Below are 17557 nucleotides of genomic sequence, written 5' to 3'. Positions count from 1 at the left end.
CGACCCGGATCGGACAATCTTTTCTGTTGAAGATACGCGCCATAAGGGGAGAAGAATGCGGCAATCAGGCGAATTTACGCCCTGATTTATTTGGATAAAATGAGAAAAAAACGCAGCCCACCGGCCGCATCTCTGTGCATCCAGTCCCTATTCTTCCTACGAACGGACTACACTACTAAGACGTATTGAATATTTTACTTGTGCGTCTTGGCACTATCGGGATCGACAAAGAACTGTAGGCCGACCAGCCGTTCCAGCAACAGCACAAGCACCAGCGTCAGCAGCACGAGGGACGTTGAAATAGCCGCCACAACGGGCGTTCCACTTTCCTGGATGAAGGAATAGATCTGCACCGGAAGGGTCGTGACGAACGGTCCCACCAGGAACATGGTGGTCGTCACCTCATCGAACGAAAGAATGAAAGAGAAGAGGAGCGACGTGATCAGGCCGGGACGGACAAGCGGGATGGTCACGAAGAAAAAGGTCTTCCACCGGTTGGCGCCGAGACTCATCGACGCCTCCTCCATCGATCGGTCGAGCTTCTTGAGGCTGACCGAGATCGGCCGATAGGCATAGGGCAGCGTGATAATGCAGTGCGCAAGCAGGAGCCCGGCAAAAGTGCCATAGATATAGAACATGGACAGCAGCGCAAGCGCAGTCACGCCAAGCGCAGCATGGGGAAAGATCAGCGGCAGCATGATCGCCGTCTCGAACCAGCGGAAGAACCAGCCGTCGTTCCGCGCAACGACATAGGCCGCAAGAAAGGCTGTTACCGTACTGAAAATCGCCGCGGCCACAGCCAGTTGCAGGCTCGTCATAAAGCCTTCCATCCAGCGCGGATCGCTGAGAAACTCTTCATACCAGCGCAGCGACAGCGCGCCCGGTGGAAAGCGGATATAGCCAACCTCGCTGAAGGAGGCGGCGATGACAATGATGATCGGCGCCGGGAGAAAAAGCAGTAGCGCCCAGATTCCAACCTTATCCCAACGGAAGAGATTCATCGCTAGTTCCCTCCCGCGGTGCCGCCGGCGGAGAATCGCTTCTCAAGCTTCTGGAGCGGAATAATGACCGCAAGGCCAACGATCAGGAGCAGGAAGGCGAGCATCGATGCCTTCGGGAAATTAAAGGTCTGGATTACTTCCTGATACATCTGCGTGCCGACCATCCGGTCCTGCACGCCGCCAAGCAGGATTGGCGTGACAATCGCGCCGGTTGACATGAGATAAACCAGCATCGAGCCGGAAATGATCCCCGGCATGGTCAGCGGCAGCGTGATCCGGCGGAAGGTGTGAAACGGCTTCGCGCCAAGGCTCATGCTTGCTTCCTCGAGCTTCTGATTGAGATGCAGCATGACCGAGAGGATCGAGATGATCATGAAGGGCACCAGAACATGCGTGAGGCCGATGATCACGCCGGTCGAGTTGAACATCATCTTGACCGGGCTGTCGATGACGCCAACCCATTTCAGAAATTCATTGATGAGCCCCCTGGGCCCGAGAATGACAATCCAGCCGTAGGTACGGACCACCAGACTGACGAGCCACGGAAGGATCACGGCGATCATCAGGTAGTTCCGGTTGCCCTTATATTTCCAGATCGCAAAGGCCATCGGATAACCGATGAGGATGCAGAAAAATGTCACCGCAAAGGAGATCAGCACCGTGCGGATGTAGATTTCAATATAGTCGGGGCGGGAGAAAAACTGGATGTAATGTTCCAGCGTAAAGCCGTTATTGTCAAAAAAGGACAGACCGATCATACGGACCACGCTCACCAGAAAGAGGGCAAGGATGATCAGCGCCGGAACCATCAGCAGGATCGACCTGCCGGGAAACCGGAGTTGCGTCTTGCGTGCCGCTTTCGCCTCGCTGCGTTGCACTGTTCTCTGCCCCTCCCTCACATCAGCCCGCTAACCCGAGGAACCGCCGGGCATTCTCATAGAGCCACTTGCGCTTCACCGTCTCGCTCAAGGGCAGCGCCTCCACCTCGCGGATCGTCCGCTCGATCGGCATCAGCGGATAGGAAGTTCCGAAGATGATCCGGTCCTGCAGCACGGTGCGGCCATATTGCAGCAACGGCTCATAGCCGGATCCGGCGACCGCAAGATATTTCGGGCGGACAGCGACAAGGCCGATATGCACATTGCGATGACGCCAGGCGACGCCGATCAACTCATGCACCCAAGGAAAACCGGGCGGCGCCGCACAGACGCGAAGGTCCGGAAAATGCGTCATCACCTTATCGAGCAGGATCGGACGGCCGTATTCCATCAGGCTTTCGGTTGAGAAATTGATGCTGCAGTGGAGATTGACCGGGATATCGAGCTCAATGCATTTTGCATAAAGCGGATACATCTTGGGATCATCAATGGCGAGCTTATGCTCGAAACACTGCAGGTTCAGGCCACGCAGGCCAAGCTCGCGCACGGCATATTCGAGCTCGCGCAGGGCCACGATGCCTTTATGCGGATCAACGCCGGCAAAGCCAATAAACCGGCCGCCCTGCGATTTGCAGAATTCGGCAACTTCCTCATTGCCGATGCGCCAGCCGAAGGTGGTTTCAAGATCGCGCGCCTTGACGACGATATGCTCGGCCTCCATCGCGTCATAGACCTTGAGATAGTCCGCAAAGGCATCCTCACTCGGCGGCGTGGTCGCGGCTGCGGCAGATTCGCTCGCTTCATAGATCGTCCGATAGCGTTTGAGATGCGCGGTGTTTGACTGGTCAAATGCCGGAACAGGCGGCCGGCTTCCATAGTCGATGATCACGATACAGTTTCCTCATGTGCAAGAGCTGGCCATAAATTCTGCCAGGGAGAAATGCTTTCAATGGCGGCAGCGATGGCGACCAGCCGCTGCTCCGCATGCCAGGGCGCAACGATCTGCAGGCCGACAGGAAGCCCGTCCTTGCTAAGGCCGCACGGCACCGATATGGCCGGGTTTCCGCTCGGGTTGAACGGGATGGTGTAGCAATACCAGGTCTCCCGAAGCGTCCCGAGCGGCGTCCCGTCGATGACGAGCGGCTGATCGGCCTTTTGCGTTACCGGGACGGTCGGCGTGGAGACGGTCGGCGTGATCAGCACGTCGCAATGATCGAACAAGGATTGAACGCGGCGGAAGAGATCGGTCCGCCGGCTGAGGGCGGCGCGAAGCGCGGCAATCTCCTGCACCCTTCCGCCGTCAAGGATCGCGACAACCGTCGGATCCATCTTGTCGCACCATTCCTCGAGAAGATCGCCGTAGCGGTATGTCTGATAGGCACGCATCAGCGCGCCGCCGATATCCAGTCCCCAGTCCGTTATCTCCGGCCCGTCAACGACTTCCGCCCCGTTGTCGCAAAGCCGGTTGACCACGGCGGTGGTCAGGCGTTCGGTTTCGGGATCGAGATAGCTGTTGATCGTCCGCGGCATCCAGCGGATGCGAAGCCCTTTGAGGACCGCAACCGGGTCCTCTGCAAGGGTAAGCGGCGAGAAGGAGCCGCCATACGACCAGGGATCCCGCGCATCGGGCCCCGCCATCACATTGAACAGCAGGGCAAGATCGCCGACAGTTCTTGTCATGGGACCGATCACCGAGAGGGAGCCGAAAAGATCGGTCGTCGTTTCATGGGGAATTGCGCCAACCGTCGGCTTCAGACCGACAACGCCGCAGCAGGACGCCGGAATGCGCCCCGAACCCGCGCCGTCAGTCGCAACCGCAAGCGGTCCGAAGCCCATCGCCACGGCCGCCGCCGCCCCGCCGCTCGATCCGCCGGGAGATCGCTCGAGCGCCCAGGGGTTGCGCGTCAGGCCATGCAGCGGGCTGTCCGTCATCACCTTGTGGCCGAGTTCTGGCGTCGTCGTCTTGCCAAGCACAATGCCGCCCGCCGCGCGCACTCTGGCAACCGCCTCGGTATCCTGATCGGGGATATTGTCCGCAAAGGCGTGCGATCCGTAGGCGGTTCGGAGCCCACGTGTCGGCAGCAGATCCTTCACGGTAACCGGCAGGCCATGCAACGGCCCAAGCACGTCCCCCCGGATCGTCGCGGTATCCGCTTTCTCGGCATCGGCGATCGCCTGCTCACGATCGATCAGGGCGAAGGCATTGACGGCGGGATTGAGCCGGTCAATGCGGCTGAGGAGAGACGACACCACTTCGCGCGAGGAGATCTCCTTCTCTCTGATCTTCCGGGCAAGCGCGGTTGCCGGCAGTTGCCATATCTCGGTCATGTCGATTATTCCATCTCCTGGTGCCACCTGTTTTCGATGCGATCGAACGCCCCTACCCGCAAATTGCTCTTTGCTTTCAGAAGTTCGCCTTTGGCGACTTTTTCCGAGGGCGTGCGCGGCAGCGCATCGATGAACTCCACATATCGCGGCACCTTGAAGGCCGCGAGATTAACCTGGCAATGCTCGAATATCGCGCCGATCAGCTCATCATTCACCGTCAGGCCGTCTTTCAGGACGATATAGGCCTTCACTTCCTGGCCGCGGGTGTCATCGGGCACGGGGATGATCGCCGCATCGACAATCTCGGGCATATTCTTGAGCACCGCCTCGACCTCGCGGGCAGCGATATTCTCACCAGCCCGGCGCACCATGTCCTTGAGGCGGCCGACGATGTAGAAAAAGCCCGCTTCGTCCTGACGGAACAGGTCCCCGGTTCGGAACCACTCGCCGAAGAATGAGTCTTTGTTGGCTTCCGGCTTCTTGTAGTAGCCGAGCATGATACCGGGGCCGCGGATGATGAGCTCCCCGATCTCGCCCCTTGGCACATCTTTTCCGGTCTCATCGACGATGCGACATTCCCGAAACGGCGCCGGAATACCGCAGGAGCCGGAACCGACCATCTGCGTTTCCTCAAGCGGCACATAGATGGCAGGACCGACTTCCGTCATGCCGAACGCCTCCATTGCGGGCACGTTGAAACGCCTCCGCAAATCGGCATGAATTTCCTTGCGCACACCATAGATATTTGCCCGGCGCAGCACGAGCTGACCGTCCAGCGGGGTCGGCGGCTGCTTGTAGACGACTTCCGGGAACAGGCAGAAGTGAATTTTATGCTCATGGAGCCAGGAGACAAACCGGCTCGCACTCTGCCGATAGGCAACAACGAGCGTCGCTCTCTGGTAAAAGGTCAGGATCAGCAGCCACTGCGGATCGAGGTAGAAAAACGGGGTCGAGGCGAAAACCCGCTCATATCGCCGGCCATCGCGGACGCCGTTCACCTTCCCGCTGCTCAGCCAATATTCCTGCGTCAGCATGCATCCCTTTGGGAAGCCCGTCGTCCCGGAGGTATACTGGATATTCATCAGCTCCGTCGCCTCGACAGTATAGTCGAGCGCAAGCTGCGCCGAGCGGCCCTTGGTCAGATCGTCAAAACGCGCGTAAGGCGGCTTGGTCGCGGCGCCGACGATCGCAATCCGCTCCGGCGGGATGGCGAGCGCTTCCCCCTCCATATCATGAGCGGGGGAGAGAAGATCGACATGCTCCGCGTGCACGATAAGAAAAGTCGCGTCTGAATCATTCGTGATGTAGCGAAGCTCACGCGCGGTATAGCGCGTATTCACCGGCACCATCACCGCGCCGATACGCGCGAGCGCGAGCCAGATCGTCGGCATGGTCGGAATGTTGGGGAGCATCACCGCGACATGGGTTCCGCGCGCGACGCCCCACGCCATCAGCCCGTTGGCCGTCCGGTTCACCTCCGCCACCAGTTCTGAATAGGTTGTCGTTATCTTGCTTTCAAAAAAGTTCCAGGCCGGCTGGTCACCGACTTCGGCGGCCGCCTGATCGAGAAGCGCACCGATATTCTGCGGCAGCGGCTCCGCTTCAATCGCCTGCCGACGCTCCTGATACGTCATTCGTGCCAGACGCTCGACATAGTCATCAATGGGCAAATGCCGCTTTTCCATACGCACTGGTAAATCCATATCTTGTAATTTTTCCGGATTTTATGAGGGGCAGCCGGCGCTGCCTGCACGCGGCGCCGGCCGAAGGTTATTTTTACTGCGCGTTTGCAATCACCTTCTCGAGGGTATTGATACGCTCTTCCTGATGTTCGGCGATATATCCCCAGTCCGGCTGATAAAGCTTGGTCATCAGCTCCTTCAGCGTCATGCCCATCTGCTCTTCCGCTTCCGGGGGCAGCACGGCAGTGGCGTTGAGCGGCAGGTAGCCACCCAGAACCGATCCCCGGAGCTGCGGATCCGCCTGCGAGACATAATCCATGAACTTCTTCGTCGCTTCCATTTCCTTGGCCCCCTTCGGCGCGACCAGCAGATAGGGGATCATGAGCGCCCCTTCTTCGGGCACAACCATGGTGACATTCTCCGCTCCCTGCTGGCGGAGGTGCCAGACGCGACCGGAATAATAGGGACCCGCCGCCACTTCGCCGCGCGTCAGAAGGCCGTTCATATGAGCGATCGAGCTATAGGTGGTGAGAACATTGGGAACAATTTTCTCAAGGAGCGCGATACCGGAATCGGCATTCACCGCATCCCCGCCGGTTGCTTTCGCCATGATCGGCAGATCATAGGAGGAGAGAAAAATCGGCCGCGTCAGGGTGATCCGCCCCTTCCACTTGGGATCGGCAAGATTGCTCCAGGACGAGAAATCCTCGGGCTTTGCCTCGTCCGTGTTGACGGCAATTCCGTAATACATGAAATAGGGGCTGACGCCGGCGAGTTTCCCGTCCGCTGTGCGCATCAGATAGTCAGGATTGGTATCCTTCGTCGCCGGCAGTTCGTTCGGATCCAGCAGTTCGATCATATTGTCGCGGAGCAGGTTCGCCCCTTGCGGATAGGTCACCATCACGGCGTTATACTGCGGATCACCGGCCTGCGTGCGGAGCTGGGCTTCGGGCGAAGGCACCGGGACAATCGTCACCTTGATACCGGTTTCCTTGGTGAACGGCTCGGCGAAAGCCGTCTCCCACACCTTTTCAACCCCGCCGCCCCATGTCGCGACCAACAGCTCGGTCGCACTGGCCGCACCTGCGGCAAAGAGCATCGTGCCTGCCGCCGCGCAGCCGAGCAGGAATGGCTTCAACTTCCCTTTTTGCATTTTGAACTCCCCGTATTTAGCCTCTGTGAAGGTGAACAACTTTTTGATGACTGACGCAGACGCGACTTTCAAATCAACATTCTCTCCTCTTTTCAATGCGTTGGCGTCTTTAACGGAACGGCCACGACATTATCTTCCGACCAGCCGAAATAGACCGGCTGACCGGCTTTATAGATGCTGTTCTGCAGATGCGTGGTCGGCACGAGAGCGATAAACTGCCCGACCTCCGATGCAATCGCGTAGCGTGAGTTCGCACCGACAAAGGAGCTGTCGACAATTGTCCCGGCATGGGCGGCGCCCGGCTGATCATCCGCTGCCTGCACCACAAGATGTTCGGGGCGGATCGAAATACCGACCGCCTGGCCAATTTCGAGCGCCGGGTTATCCCGCGCGGTGATGGTTCGGCGAAGCGTCGGCACCTCGATTTCCGCGGCGCCGCCGCTGCGGGCGATCAGGCGTCCTTCGAAGAAGTTGGTCTCGCCGACGAACTGCGCCACGAACGGCGTTGCCGGCCGGCTGTAGATGACCTCCGGCGTGTCGATCTGTTCCAGCACCCCCTCGTTGATCACCGCAATCCGGTCCGACATCGTCAGGGCTTCTTCCTGGTCATGCGTGACAAAAATGAAGGTTGCCTCGACGCGCTGCTGAATGCGTTTCAACTCGAGTTGCAGCTGGCGGCGGAGTTTGAGATCGAGGGCGCTGAGCGGCTCATCAAGAAGCAGCACCTCGGGGCGCATGACCAGCGAGCGCGCCAGCGCGACCCGCTGCCGCTGTCCGCCGCTCAGTTCGCCGACGCGCCTCCCCTCATAGCCGGCGAGATCGACGAGGTGCAAAATCTCCTCCGTTTTCTGAACGATCTCCTTCTGTTTCTCGCCGCGGATCTGTAGCCCGTAGCCGATATTCTTGCCAACCGTCATATGCGGGAAAAGTGCGAGATTCTGGAACACCATGCCGATCGGGCGCGAATAGGGCGGAATATCATTCATTTTCCGCTTGGCGATATGGATTTCCCCGCTTGTCGGGGTTTCAAAGCCGGCGATCATGCGAAGCAGCGTCGTCTTGCCGCATCCGCTCGGCCCGAGCAGGGTGAGAAACTCTCCGCGGCGCACCGTCATGGAAATATTATTCACGGCAGGGTGGCTGCCAAACCATTTGCTGACGCCCAGAATATCAAGATTAGAATCTGAAGTTATGTTTGGCGCTTCCAAGCCCCGCTCCCAATCATTCCCAAAAACGCGATTTTTATGCGTATCCCCTTCGCCTGTTTCGGCGTTACAGGTATCACAACACGGTTGCAACCAACCGTCAAATAACTAATACTATATTATTGATAACTTAAAGTTATATACCTGAAGGCCGACATCGGCGTCAGCCTCCGACCATCGGAAAGAAGTGAAATGGGCATTACGCACCGCCAGCTGGAAGTGTTCCAGCAGTTCATGGAGACCGGGTCTGTCACCGCCACGGCGGAGCGCCTGCGGGTTTCCCAGCCGGCCGTCAGCAAAATACTTGCAACGCTGGAAATGGACCTGAAACTTGAACTTTTCATCCGCGAGAGGAAGCGTATCGTCCCCTCAAGCGACGCGCATCTTCTGCACAGGGAAGTATCGCGCGTTCTCTCGTCCTTGAGCGAAATCGAGACCTATGCCGAGGAAATCCGAAATCTGAACGCGGGCGAACTGCGCATCGCCTCCGCCGCCTCGCTCGGAAATACGATCCTCGCAGATACCATCGCGAGCTTCGCGCGCAAGCACACGAACACCCGCATCGTCTTCAATGTGACCAACACCGTCAGCCAATTCGTGATCAACAACCATGTGGACATGGGCTTCTCGCTGCTGCGGGTTCCCCATCGCAGTCTTAGCATCGAGCCGCTGATGCATGCGCGTGCGGTCTGCGTCGTCCCGCATACCCATCGCCTCGCGGGGCGCGATGTCATCACCGCCGAAGATCTGCGTGATGAGGAGTATATTTCATTTATGCACAACAGCCGCATGCGCCATCTGATCGACGCGACGTTTGAGCAGCTCGGCATTTCCCGGGACTTGCGCTGCGACGTGTTCTCATCCGTTGAAGCCTGCGCCATGGTCGAGCGCGGCTTCGGCGTCAGCATCGTGGAGCCTTTGGGCGTCGGCTACTATAACCCGTCCGGCATTTCGGTCGCCCATTTCGAGCCGCCGATCTATTTCACCTTCAATATCCTCCGGGCGCGCGACAAGGAGATCTCAAAGCTGTCGGAAGCCTTTTATACGCTGCTCCTCGACAATATCCGATCATCGGGGGAGCGGGATGCGTACAAGGGCCGCAAGATCGACCTCATTCTGCCCGAAGATTTTTCATCGTTTCGAAAGGCTGGCGAAAGGGAGCGCATTGGCGGGAGAGGCTTTACGCTCTCGCCCCGTTCATAGCCAAATAAGATTGTTCGCAGTCGCGGATCAGTTGATGCGGCGCGACTGGTCCTGCCAGAAGCGTTCGCGGACCGCCTTTTTCAAGATTTTTCCGGGTCCGCTCTTCGGCAGCGGCTCGGCGCTGAACTCAACGGATTTCGGGCATTTATAGCCGGCAATCAGGGTGCGGCAATGCGCGATGACATCCTCCGCCGTCAGGGACGCGCCGTCTTTCAGCACAATCACGGCATGGACGGCCTCGCCCCATTTCTCATGCGGAATACCAACGACGGCGCATTCTGCAATATCGGGGTGCTTGTAGAGCGCATTCTCGACTTCGGCGCTATAGACATTCTCCCCGCCGCTGATGATCATATCCTTGATGCGATCGGCAATATAGAGATAGCCATCTTCATCCATATAACCGGCATCGCCCGTGTGCATCCAGCCGCCGCGAAGCGTCTCGGCTGTAAGCTCCGGCTGGTTCCAGTAACCTTTCATCACCATCGGGCCGCGCACCACGACTTCGCCAACCGTGCCCGTCGGCAGCTCGCGATCCTCGGCATCGACGATCCTGACCTCGGCCGTGGTGATCGGCCGGCCGGCCGAGCGACGCCGGCCTTCCTTGCCAGGCGGCGGCAGGTGATCTTCATGCCGCAGGATCGAGACGGCCGGCGAGGTTTCCGTCATGCCGTAGGTCTGCAGCATGCGCGAATTGGGAAACACCTCGAGCGTTTTCAGAAGCAGCGATTCCGGTATCGCCGAGGCGCCATAGCTCACAAGCCGCAGGCTGCGGAAATCATACTTCTCAATACCCGGCCAGTTGACGATGCTATTCAGCATCGTCGGCACGACGGTCGCATGCGTGACCTGCTCGCGGTCGATGGTATCCAGCACTTCAGGCAGCGAGAACTGCGGCAGAACCACAAGCGTCGCGCCGGCAATGACACCGCTGTAGACGCGCGAGCCAGAGCCGAGATGGAAGAGCGGCCCGCTGACGAGCGCGGTCGAATCTTCCCGCATTCCGATATCGCCCGACGTGCCAAGGGCGTTAAACCAGAGGTTATTGTGGGTCAGCATGACCGCCTTCGGCTGGCCGGTGGTGCCGCCGGTGTAGTAAAGGCAGGCGACGTCATCGCCGCCGCACATGGCATCTTCAACCGGCTCGGCACTCGCCATCATCTCTTCATAGCTCTGCGTGCCATCAGGCAGCGGGCCCTCCTCGTCAATCAGCAGGACGTGGCGAAGGTCCCTCGCCCCCTGCCGGATCTCGGGCAGCATCGACACATGACTGTTGCCGATCAGCAGGATTTTCGCGCCGCTGTCGTTGAGGCAGGCCGTAATCTCGCTGACCGAATGGCGGGTGTTGAGCGACGAAATCATGCCACCCGCCCAGACGGGGCCAAAATAGGTTTCGATGAAGGTCGAATTGTTGTTGGCCAGAATGGCGATGCGATCACCGCGCTTCATGCCCAGCGAATGAAAGAGCCCGGCCTGCCGGGCGATGCGGTCGACAAATTCGTTCCACGTAAACCGGCGCTCGCCGTCAACAAGCGCGATATCATTCCCCCGCAGACGACGCGCCCGTCGCAGCGCGTTGGTCAGATGCATCTTGTGATTTTCCAAAATCTTTCCCCTCGGCCCATTGTTCTTATTAGATTTGACTGGCGCCAATTAGACGAGATACCCATTGTGTCGGCCAAAAATATAGCGCCCGGGTCCGGAAGACAATGGTTTTCTCGCCGCGGCTGTGGGCGGCGCAACGCGCACCAATTTCCCGCCCGGCTCAGCGCGCCGGGCGCTCACTCGCCAGCAACGGCCGCATGGCGACAAGACCCAGGATCGGGCCGATTATCAGGAAAAGAAACAGCCAGCGCACCTCGATCACCCCGGCAAGCCATGACAGCAGCTGGATACTGACAATGGTGATTGCAAACCCGATGCAGTTGGCGATCGTCAGGGCCGAGCCGATCAGCTCCTTCGGCGCGTTCATCGCGTTCAGGGTCGAAAACTGCGGGGAATCCCCCACCACCGTTATGCCCCAGAGCAGCAAGAATGGGAGGAGGAGGACGGGCGAGAGGCCGATGATGAGCGGCGAGAGAAGACAGCAGAGCCCGGAGAGGAAAAGCTGCGCCACGGCAATGCGGGCGCTGCCGAATTTATCGGCGAGCAGGCCGCCCGCGATGCAGCCGATGCAGCCCGATCCGATGATATAGAAGGCCCAAAGCGAGACGTCGCGCTCCGTGAAAAGCCCACCCTCACCCGCACTTGCAAGGATAAGCGGCACGAAGGCCCAGAAGGCGTAAAGCTCCCACATATGCCCGAAATATCCGAACGCGGAGGCCCGGAAGCCGCGCGAGCGGAAGATGATCTTCAGCGCCGCCGGATCGAACACCGTTCCCTTGCCGACATAGGGGCCGTCCGGAACCGCGACATACATGATGATCCCGCCAAGCGCCGCGATGGCAGAAACCATAAGGATGACATCGCTCCAGAGGAGATGATGACCGATCGCTTTCAGAAGATGGGGGAACGCCGTGCCAAGCACCAGCGCGCCGACGAGATAGCCGAGCGCCCGTCCCAGCCCCTCGCGGTACCAGCCGGTCGCGATCTTCATGCCGACTGGATAAATCCCGGCGAGGAAAAAGCCGATCAAAAAGCGGAGAAGGAGCAGCGAGACGAGCCCGTTGCCGAAGAGATAAATCCCGATATTGCACGCCGCGCCCGCGAGCACGCAGACAAGGAATACCCGGCGCGGCGAGAAGATGTCGGAGATGCTCATCACCGCAAAGACCAGCGTGCCCATGATAAAGCCGAACTGCACGGCGGATGTCACATAGCCAAGCGCCGCAGGCGACAGTCCCCAGATCGCACTGAGATCGGGCAGCACGGCGTTGCCGGCGAACCAGAGCGACGTTCCGGCGAACTGCGAAAAGACAATTGCGGGGAGAATGCGCCGCGGGCGCGTTGGTTCGACGAGAGCCGCTTCTTCGCTCACCGGAGGCGACCGGCGCGGGAGATATCCGCTTTCGGTATTTCCATCGCCATTCCGGCGCGCCGGACCATGACATGGTCTTTGGCAAGGATAACAACAACTTTCGCCATTTCAGAAACTCACCCGGACAGGCTGGTCACATTCGAAAGGATATCAAAGACCGCAAGCGAAATCCATGATGACAGAGCAGGTCCGGAATCCGGGAAGCGATGGTGGGCCCGGTAGGACTTGAACCTACGACCAGTCCGTTATGAGCGGACGGCTCTAACCAGCTGAGCTACAGGCCCTTATCGCATGTTCCCTTGCGGACATGACGTCCGCAAGGGGTTGCTGTGCCTATTTAGCCCGATCAAGACGGCGACGCAATTGGCGAAATGCTTACGCCGCCAGTTTTATCGCCGGGCCTTGCTTCCGTTACGTATCGAGGAAACTTCTCAGCTTGCGTGAACGGCTCGGGTGCTTCAGCTTGCGGAGCGCCTTCGCCTCGATCTGGCGGATACGCTCGCGCGTGACGGAGAACTGCTGGCCAACCTCCTCAAGCGTGTGATCGGTGTTCATGCCGATACCGAAACGCATTCTGAGGACGCGCTCCTCGCGCGGGGTGAGCGAGGCAAGAACGCGCGTCGTCGTCTCGCGCAGGTTCGACTGGATCGCGGCATCGAGCGGCTGCACCGCATTCTCGTCCTGGATGAAGTCGCCGAGATGGCTGTCCTCTTCATCGCCGATCGGGGTTTCAAGGCTGATCGGCTCCTTCGCGATCTTCATGACCTTCCGCACTTTCTCGAGCGGCATGCCGAGCTTCACGGCCAGCTCCTCCGGTGTCGGCTCGCGGCCGATCTCATGCAGCATCTGGCGTGAGGTGCGGACCAGCTTGTTGATCGTCTCGATCATATGCACCGGAATACGGATGGTGCGCGCCTGATCGGCGATCGAGCGGGTGATCGCCTGGCGGATCCACCAGGTCGCATAGGTCGAGAATTTGTAGCCGCGGCGGTATTCGAACTTGTCGACCGCCTTCATCAGACCGATGTTGCCTTCCTGGATGAGATCGAGGAACTGCAAGCCGCGGTTGGTGTATTTCTTGGCGATCGAGATTACGAGGCGGAGGTTGGCCTCGACCATCTCCTTCTTCGCCCGGCTAGCCTCGCGCTCGCCCTGCTGCACGGTCGAAACAATGCGGCGGAATTCATTCATCGGCAGGCCGAACTCGGAGCTGATCTTGATAATCTCGCTGCGGATCTCGGCAATCGCGTCGCCTTCCAGCGTGATAAAATCCTTCCAACCCTTGGTTTTTAGCGTCGCCATCTTGTCAACCCAACCCGGATCGAGCTCGTTGCCGACATAATGCTCAAGGAAGCTCGCGCGGGAGACTTTGTGCCGCTCGGCGAGGCGGAGCAGACGGCCTTCAAGGCTCATCAGCCGCCGGTTGATACCATAAAGCTGATCGACCAGCGCTTCGATGCGGTTGTTGGTCAGATGCACGTCATCCATCAGCTTGACCATCTCAAGCTTCAGCTTTTCGTACTTCTTTTCCTGTGCGCTGGAGACGACTTCATTTTCAAGCGCGGCGGAAAGACGCGATTCCTGCAGCTTGTAGAGCTTTTTGTATGTCTTGGCGATTTCATCAAAGCGCTCGAAGACTTCCGGCTTCAGCGTTTCTTCGAGGGCGGCAAGGGACATGGTGTTCGCCTCGCCCTCTTCCTCCTCGTCTTCCTCGTCATTACGATTGCGCTCGGCGTCCTCGTCGTCCTCGTCGCGCTCCTCGTCATCATCGGCGGCGGAGTCGCTCTCTTCCTCATCCGCAAGACCTGCAGCCGGCAGTTCATCCTCTTCGCTTTCCTCGCTGAAGCCTTCACGGAGCGCCTTTTCCGCCGCGGCGCCCGCACCATAGGTCGCATCGAGATCGATGACGTCGCGCAGCAACAGTTTTTCCTGCAGCATCAGCTCGCGCCAGTTGAGGATCGCGCGGATGGTCAGCGGGCTTTCGCAGATGGCGCCGATCAATTTGCCGCGGCCCGCCTCGATGCGCTTGGCGATGGCGATTTCACCCTCACGCGAGAGCAGCTCAACCGTGCCCATTTCGCGAAGATACATGCGGACCGGATCATCGGTGCGGTCACCGGCGGTAGTGGCGGGTTTTTCGGCGACTTCCCGGCCCCCGCGCTCATCCGCGTCGTCGGCCTCGTCATCCTCCGCGTCCTCTGACACGCCCTCCTCGCCGCCTTCCTCGTCATTCTCGACGACATTGATGCCCATCTCCGAGAGCAGGGACATTGTATCCTCGATCTGCTCGGACGACATCTGGTCCTGCGGCAGGACGGCGTTCAGCTCATCGAAGGTCACATAGCCTTTGCCCTTCGCTTTCGCGAGCATCTTTTTAACTGCAGCCTGAGAGGCATCAATAAGGGGGCTGTCGGGGCTTTCGTCATTCTGGTCTGACGTATCAACAGCTTCCGCACTTTTTGTCGCCATAAATCCTCACTCCTGAAAATTTTCGCTGAAGGGTCCCGCCCGGCGGGTCACTCAAGATCCTTGATGTCTAAATATTCTTGCTTCGTCCGGAGGCCAAGCCAAATCCTTCCAGGCTGGCTTCGCTTCCCGAAGCCTCATCCAATGCCTTTTTCGCCAGCTTGAGCCGTTCGAGATTCTCCGCCGTCGCATTTTCTCCCAATTGGCGCTCCGCAATCGCCAAATCCCTGCGCAATGCATCCAGCTTGTGGCGGTCAATGATATGCAGCCAGGCGCTGAGCGCATCCTCATAGGCCGCGTCGGGGCTGGCGAACCAATCCATGGACCTTGTTGACGGCCGTTGTAACCTCTTTACCTGATCAGACAAGCCACGTTTTGCTAAATGGTGTGCCATACTCGTGTAGTCAAGAGGGGATTCGACCGTGGCAATATCTATTATTGCGCGCCTCAGTCTGTCAAGTCGCGGCGCCTCCAACTTCAGCGCCCCCAGCGTCTCAAAGTGATTTTCCATTATCTCGGGATGGTTTATCACGGTCAGCAGGATCAGTTCTTCGCGCCGGTTCCCGGGCTTTGCCTCGCGCGGGCGGAGCAACGGAGTGGCGCGAGAGCGTGAATCCCGGGACTGATTCCCGAATCGTCCGAATCTCTCGCTGCCGGCATTTTGCGAGCGCGGCCGAAAAGCCTGCCACAACCGCTCCTTGAAGAAAGCCCGGTAATGCCCCTGCACGGCCTGATCCTGCATCGCATCACAAAGCCCGTAAAGCGCCTTTTCAAGCGCCGCCTTACGCTCCGGCGTATCCACATCCCGCCCCTCGGTTTCCTTGCGCCAAAGGATCTCGGACAGCGGCAGGGCATTTTCAAGCACCTCGCGGATCGCCTCGACGCCGCGGCTGCGGATCAGATCATCGGGATCGAGCCCGTCGGGCAACAGCGCGAAACGCAGTGAATGCCCGGGCCGGAGAAGCGGCAACGCCCGCTCCGAGACTTTAAGCGCCGCGCGCCAGCCCGCCGCATCGCCGTCAAGACAGAGGATCGGCTCCGACGCCATCTGCCAGAGGATGCGCAATTGATCCTCCGTCACCGCGGTGCCGAGCGGGGCGACCGCCTCGGCGAAGCCCGCATCGCTGAAGGCGATCACATCCATATAGCCTTCCGCAACGATGAGCCGTCCCGCCTCGAACGCCGCTTTCCGCGCCGTCGCCATATTATAAAGCACACGGCCTTTGTGAAAGAGCGGCGTTTCCGGCGAATTGAGATATTTCGCGCTCGCCTCGCCGAGCGCGCGCCCGCCAAAGGCGATGACCCGGCCGCGCTGATCGGTGATCGGAAACATCAGCCGGTCGCGAAAGCGGTCGTAACTCTCCCGCCCGTCGTCGGGTTTGATGATGAGCCCGCCTTCGATCAGCGTCGCCTCGCTCACTCCCCGTGCGATCAGCGCTTCCTTCAGCGCCGTCCGGCTCGCCGGCGCATAGCCAAGCCGGAAAGAGGCGACCGCCGCTTCCGACAGCTGCCGGCGCGAAAGATAGTCGCGCGCACCGCGGGCCGCCTGCCCGCCAAGCTGCGCCGTGAACCATTTTGCGGCGAGTTCCATGGCATCATGCAGCGTCGCCGAGCGCTTCTGCCGCTCCCGCTCCTCCGGGCGCTGCGTCGGCACGGCGATACCGGCCATAGCCGCGAGCCGCTCGACCGCCTCCGGGAATTCAACCCCTTCCGTCTGTCGCACAAAGTCGATCAGATCGCCATTCGCGCCGCAGCCGAAGCAGTGGTAAAATCCCTTCGCCTCATTCACGGTGAAGGAAGGTGTTTTTTCATTGTGGAATGGACAAAGGCCGGAATATTCCCGGCCCTTTTTCACCAGCTTGGTCCGGCGCCCGATCAGATCCACAAGACTGACGCGCGCCTTGAGCTCATCCATGAAATGCGGCGGAAAAGCCATCTTCGCCTATTCCGAAGTTAACCGGTTAATAATTCCCATTCCCGAAGCGGACCGATCAGGCCCCGAGCGCTTCCTTGACGATAGCGCTTGCTTTCGAAAAATCCATTTGCCCGGCAAAGCGGATTTTCAGCTCTGCCATCGTACGCCCCATGTCCTTCAGACCTTGCGCGGAAATATCTTCAATCACCTCGGCAACGGCGGCGCGGGTCTCCGCCTCGTCGAACTGCTTTGGCAGATACTCGGAAATGATATCGATTTCCTCCTGCTCCGCCGTCGCGAGATCCGCCCGCCCGCCTTTCTCATAGGCAGCGATGGAGTCTTTGCGCTGGCGAACCATCGTCGTCAGCATCTGCAGGATCTCCTCGTCGGTGATTCCTTTCTCCGCCCCCTTGTCGCGGGCCGCCAGATCGCGGTCCTGCAACGTCGCAATGATCAGGCGCAGCGTCGAAATCCGCCGCTTATCCTTTGATTTCATTGCCTCTTTCAGTGACTCTTTTATCCTGTCTCGCAACATCAATCGTGCACCTGTCGGGAAGAAAGGCGACATCTTAACGGAAAGAAAGATCAATAGCAATCGCAAACTCGATTGTAAGCCATTGAAACATAACGGGAAATTTTCCACTGAAAAGTATTTGAAAAACTTGACGCGCCCGGTCAAACTGCTTATGTTCCGGCGCAACATTCAGCACCAGGCCAGAGAAAATTCGGCTCGGCGGAACTACCGCAAG

Annotated in this window: 13 protein-coding genes and 1 tRNA gene; 1 reads left to right on the top strand and 13 read right to left on the bottom strand. The window is 59.2% G+C overall.

Translation table 11 applies throughout. The annotated features are described in order from the left end of the window. Positions 1 to 194: 194 nt before the first annotated feature. From V7Z56_RS00855 to V7Z56_RS00825, 7 genes are all read right to left on the bottom strand, one after another. Entirely contained in the window at positions 195 to 1001 is an 807-nt protein-coding gene (locus V7Z56_RS00855) for an ABC transporter permease (protein ID WP_334127445.1), read from the bottom strand. Between the two features lie 2 nt (positions 1002 to 1003). Then, a complete protein-coding gene (locus tag V7Z56_RS00850) occupies positions 1004 to 1879 on the bottom strand; it encodes an ABC transporter permease (RefSeq protein ID WP_334127444.1) in 876 nt (291 codons plus the stop codon). Positions 1880 to 1901: 22 nt separating this feature from the next. Then, complete coding sequence (locus tag V7Z56_RS00845) at positions 1902 to 2768, bottom strand: amidohydrolase family protein (RefSeq protein ID WP_334127443.1); 867 nt, start codon at positions 2766 to 2768, stop codon at positions 1902 to 1904. Beyond that, a complete protein-coding gene (locus V7Z56_RS00840) occupies positions 2765 to 4207 on the bottom strand; it encodes an amidase (RefSeq protein WP_334127442.1) in 1443 nt (480 codons plus the stop codon). Before V7Z56_RS00840 ends, V7Z56_RS00845 begins: the two co-directional genes overlap by 4 nt. Positions 4208 to 4212: 5 nt before the next feature. Next, a complete protein-coding gene (locus tag V7Z56_RS00835) occupies positions 4213 to 5910 on the bottom strand; it encodes a class I adenylate-forming enzyme family protein (RefSeq protein WP_334127441.1) in 1698 nt (565 codons plus the stop codon). 73 nt (positions 5911 to 5983) lie between these two features. Then, on the bottom strand, positions 5984 to 7042 hold the full coding sequence (locus tag V7Z56_RS00830) for an ABC transporter substrate-binding protein (protein WP_334127440.1): 1059 nt from the start codon (positions 7040 to 7042) through the stop codon (positions 5984 to 5986). Positions 7043 to 7134: 92 nt separating this feature from the next. Beyond that, positions 7135 to 8250 (bottom strand): ABC transporter ATP-binding protein, encoded by a 1116-nt coding sequence (locus tag V7Z56_RS00825; RefSeq protein ID WP_443023696.1) that lies wholly within the window; start codon positions 8248 to 8250, stop codon positions 7135 to 7137. Positions 8251 to 8439: 189 nt separating this feature from the next. Between V7Z56_RS00825 and V7Z56_RS00820 the strand changes: the two genes are divergently transcribed. Beyond that, the gene (locus V7Z56_RS00820; RefSeq protein WP_334127438.1) at positions 8440 to 9450 is read left to right on the top strand and encodes a LysR family transcriptional regulator; all 1011 of its coding nucleotides are present in this window, start codon (positions 8440 to 8442) and stop codon (positions 9448 to 9450) included. A 27-nt stretch (positions 9451 to 9477) separates the two neighbouring features. On the opposite strand, the gene V7Z56_RS00815 is transcribed toward V7Z56_RS00820, so the two are convergent. From V7Z56_RS00815 to V7Z56_RS00790, 6 genes are all read right to left on the bottom strand, one after another. Beyond that, positions 9478 to 11055, bottom strand: a complete 1578-nt coding sequence (locus V7Z56_RS00815; RefSeq protein ID WP_334127437.1) for a long-chain-fatty-acid--CoA ligase — start codon at positions 11053 to 11055, stop codon at positions 9478 to 9480. Between the two features lie 160 nt (positions 11056 to 11215). After that, complete coding sequence (locus tag V7Z56_RS00810) at positions 11216 to 12427, bottom strand: MFS transporter (RefSeq protein ID WP_334127436.1); 1212 nt, start codon at positions 12425 to 12427, stop codon at positions 11216 to 11218. A gap of 207 nt (positions 12428 to 12634) precedes the next feature. After that, a tRNA-Ile gene (locus V7Z56_RS00805) sits at positions 12635 to 12711 on the bottom strand. A gap of 127 nt (positions 12712 to 12838) precedes the next feature. After that, positions 12839 to 14896, bottom strand: coding sequence for an RNA polymerase sigma factor RpoD (gene rpoD / locus V7Z56_RS00800; protein WP_334127435.1), 2058 nt, complete (start codon positions 14894 to 14896; stop codon positions 12839 to 12841). Between the two features lie 67 nt (positions 14897 to 14963). Further along, positions 14964 to 16829, bottom strand: a complete 1866-nt coding sequence (dnaG, locus tag V7Z56_RS00795) for a DNA primase (protein WP_334127434.1) — start codon at positions 16827 to 16829, stop codon at positions 14964 to 14966. A gap of 55 nt (positions 16830 to 16884) precedes the next feature. Beyond that, positions 16885 to 17343 (bottom strand): GatB/YqeY domain-containing protein, encoded by a 459-nt coding sequence (locus V7Z56_RS00790; RefSeq protein WP_334127433.1) that lies wholly within the window; start codon positions 17341 to 17343, stop codon positions 16885 to 16887. Positions 17344 to 17557: the final 214 nt, after the last annotated feature.

This window comes from Sneathiella sp. (assembly GCF_036844445.1).
GTDB lineage: Bacteria > Pseudomonadota > Alphaproteobacteria > Sneathiellales > Sneathiellaceae > Sneathiella.
The sequence above is the reverse complement of the archived record's forward strand: the minus strand, read 5'-3'. Positions and strand labels throughout refer to the sequence as shown.

Bases quoted from the DNA above. Each gene is read 5' to 3' on its own strand.
- V7Z56_RS00855 (WP_334127445.1), bottom strand. From the start codon at position 1,001: ATGAATCTCTTCCGTTGGGATAAGGTTGGAATCTGGGCGCTACTGCTT.
- V7Z56_RS00840 (WP_334127442.1), bottom strand. From the start codon at position 4,207: ATGACCGAGATATGGCAACTGCCGGCAACCGCGCTTGCCCGGAAGATC.
- V7Z56_RS00835 (WP_334127441.1), bottom strand. From the start codon at position 5,910: ATGGATTTACCAGTGCGTATGGAAAAGCGGCATTTGCCCATTGATGAC.
- V7Z56_RS00830 (WP_334127440.1), bottom strand. From the start codon at position 7,042: ATGCAAAAAGGGAAGTTGAAGCCATTCCTGCTCGGCTGCGCGGCGGCA.
- V7Z56_RS00820 (WP_334127438.1), top strand. From the start codon at position 8,440: ATGGGCATTACGCACCGCCAGCTGGAAGTGTTCCAGCAGTTCATGGAG.
- rpoD (WP_334127435.1), bottom strand. From the start codon at position 14,896: ATGGCGACAAAAAGTGCGGAAGCTGTTGATACGTCAGACCAGAATGAC.
- dnaG (WP_334127434.1), bottom strand. From the start codon at position 16,829: ATGGCTTTTCCGCCGCATTTCATGGATGAGCTCAAGGCGCGCGTCAGT.
- V7Z56_RS00790 (WP_334127433.1), bottom strand. From the start codon at position 17,343: ATGTTGCGAGACAGGATAAAAGAGTCACTGAAAGAGGCAATGAAATCA.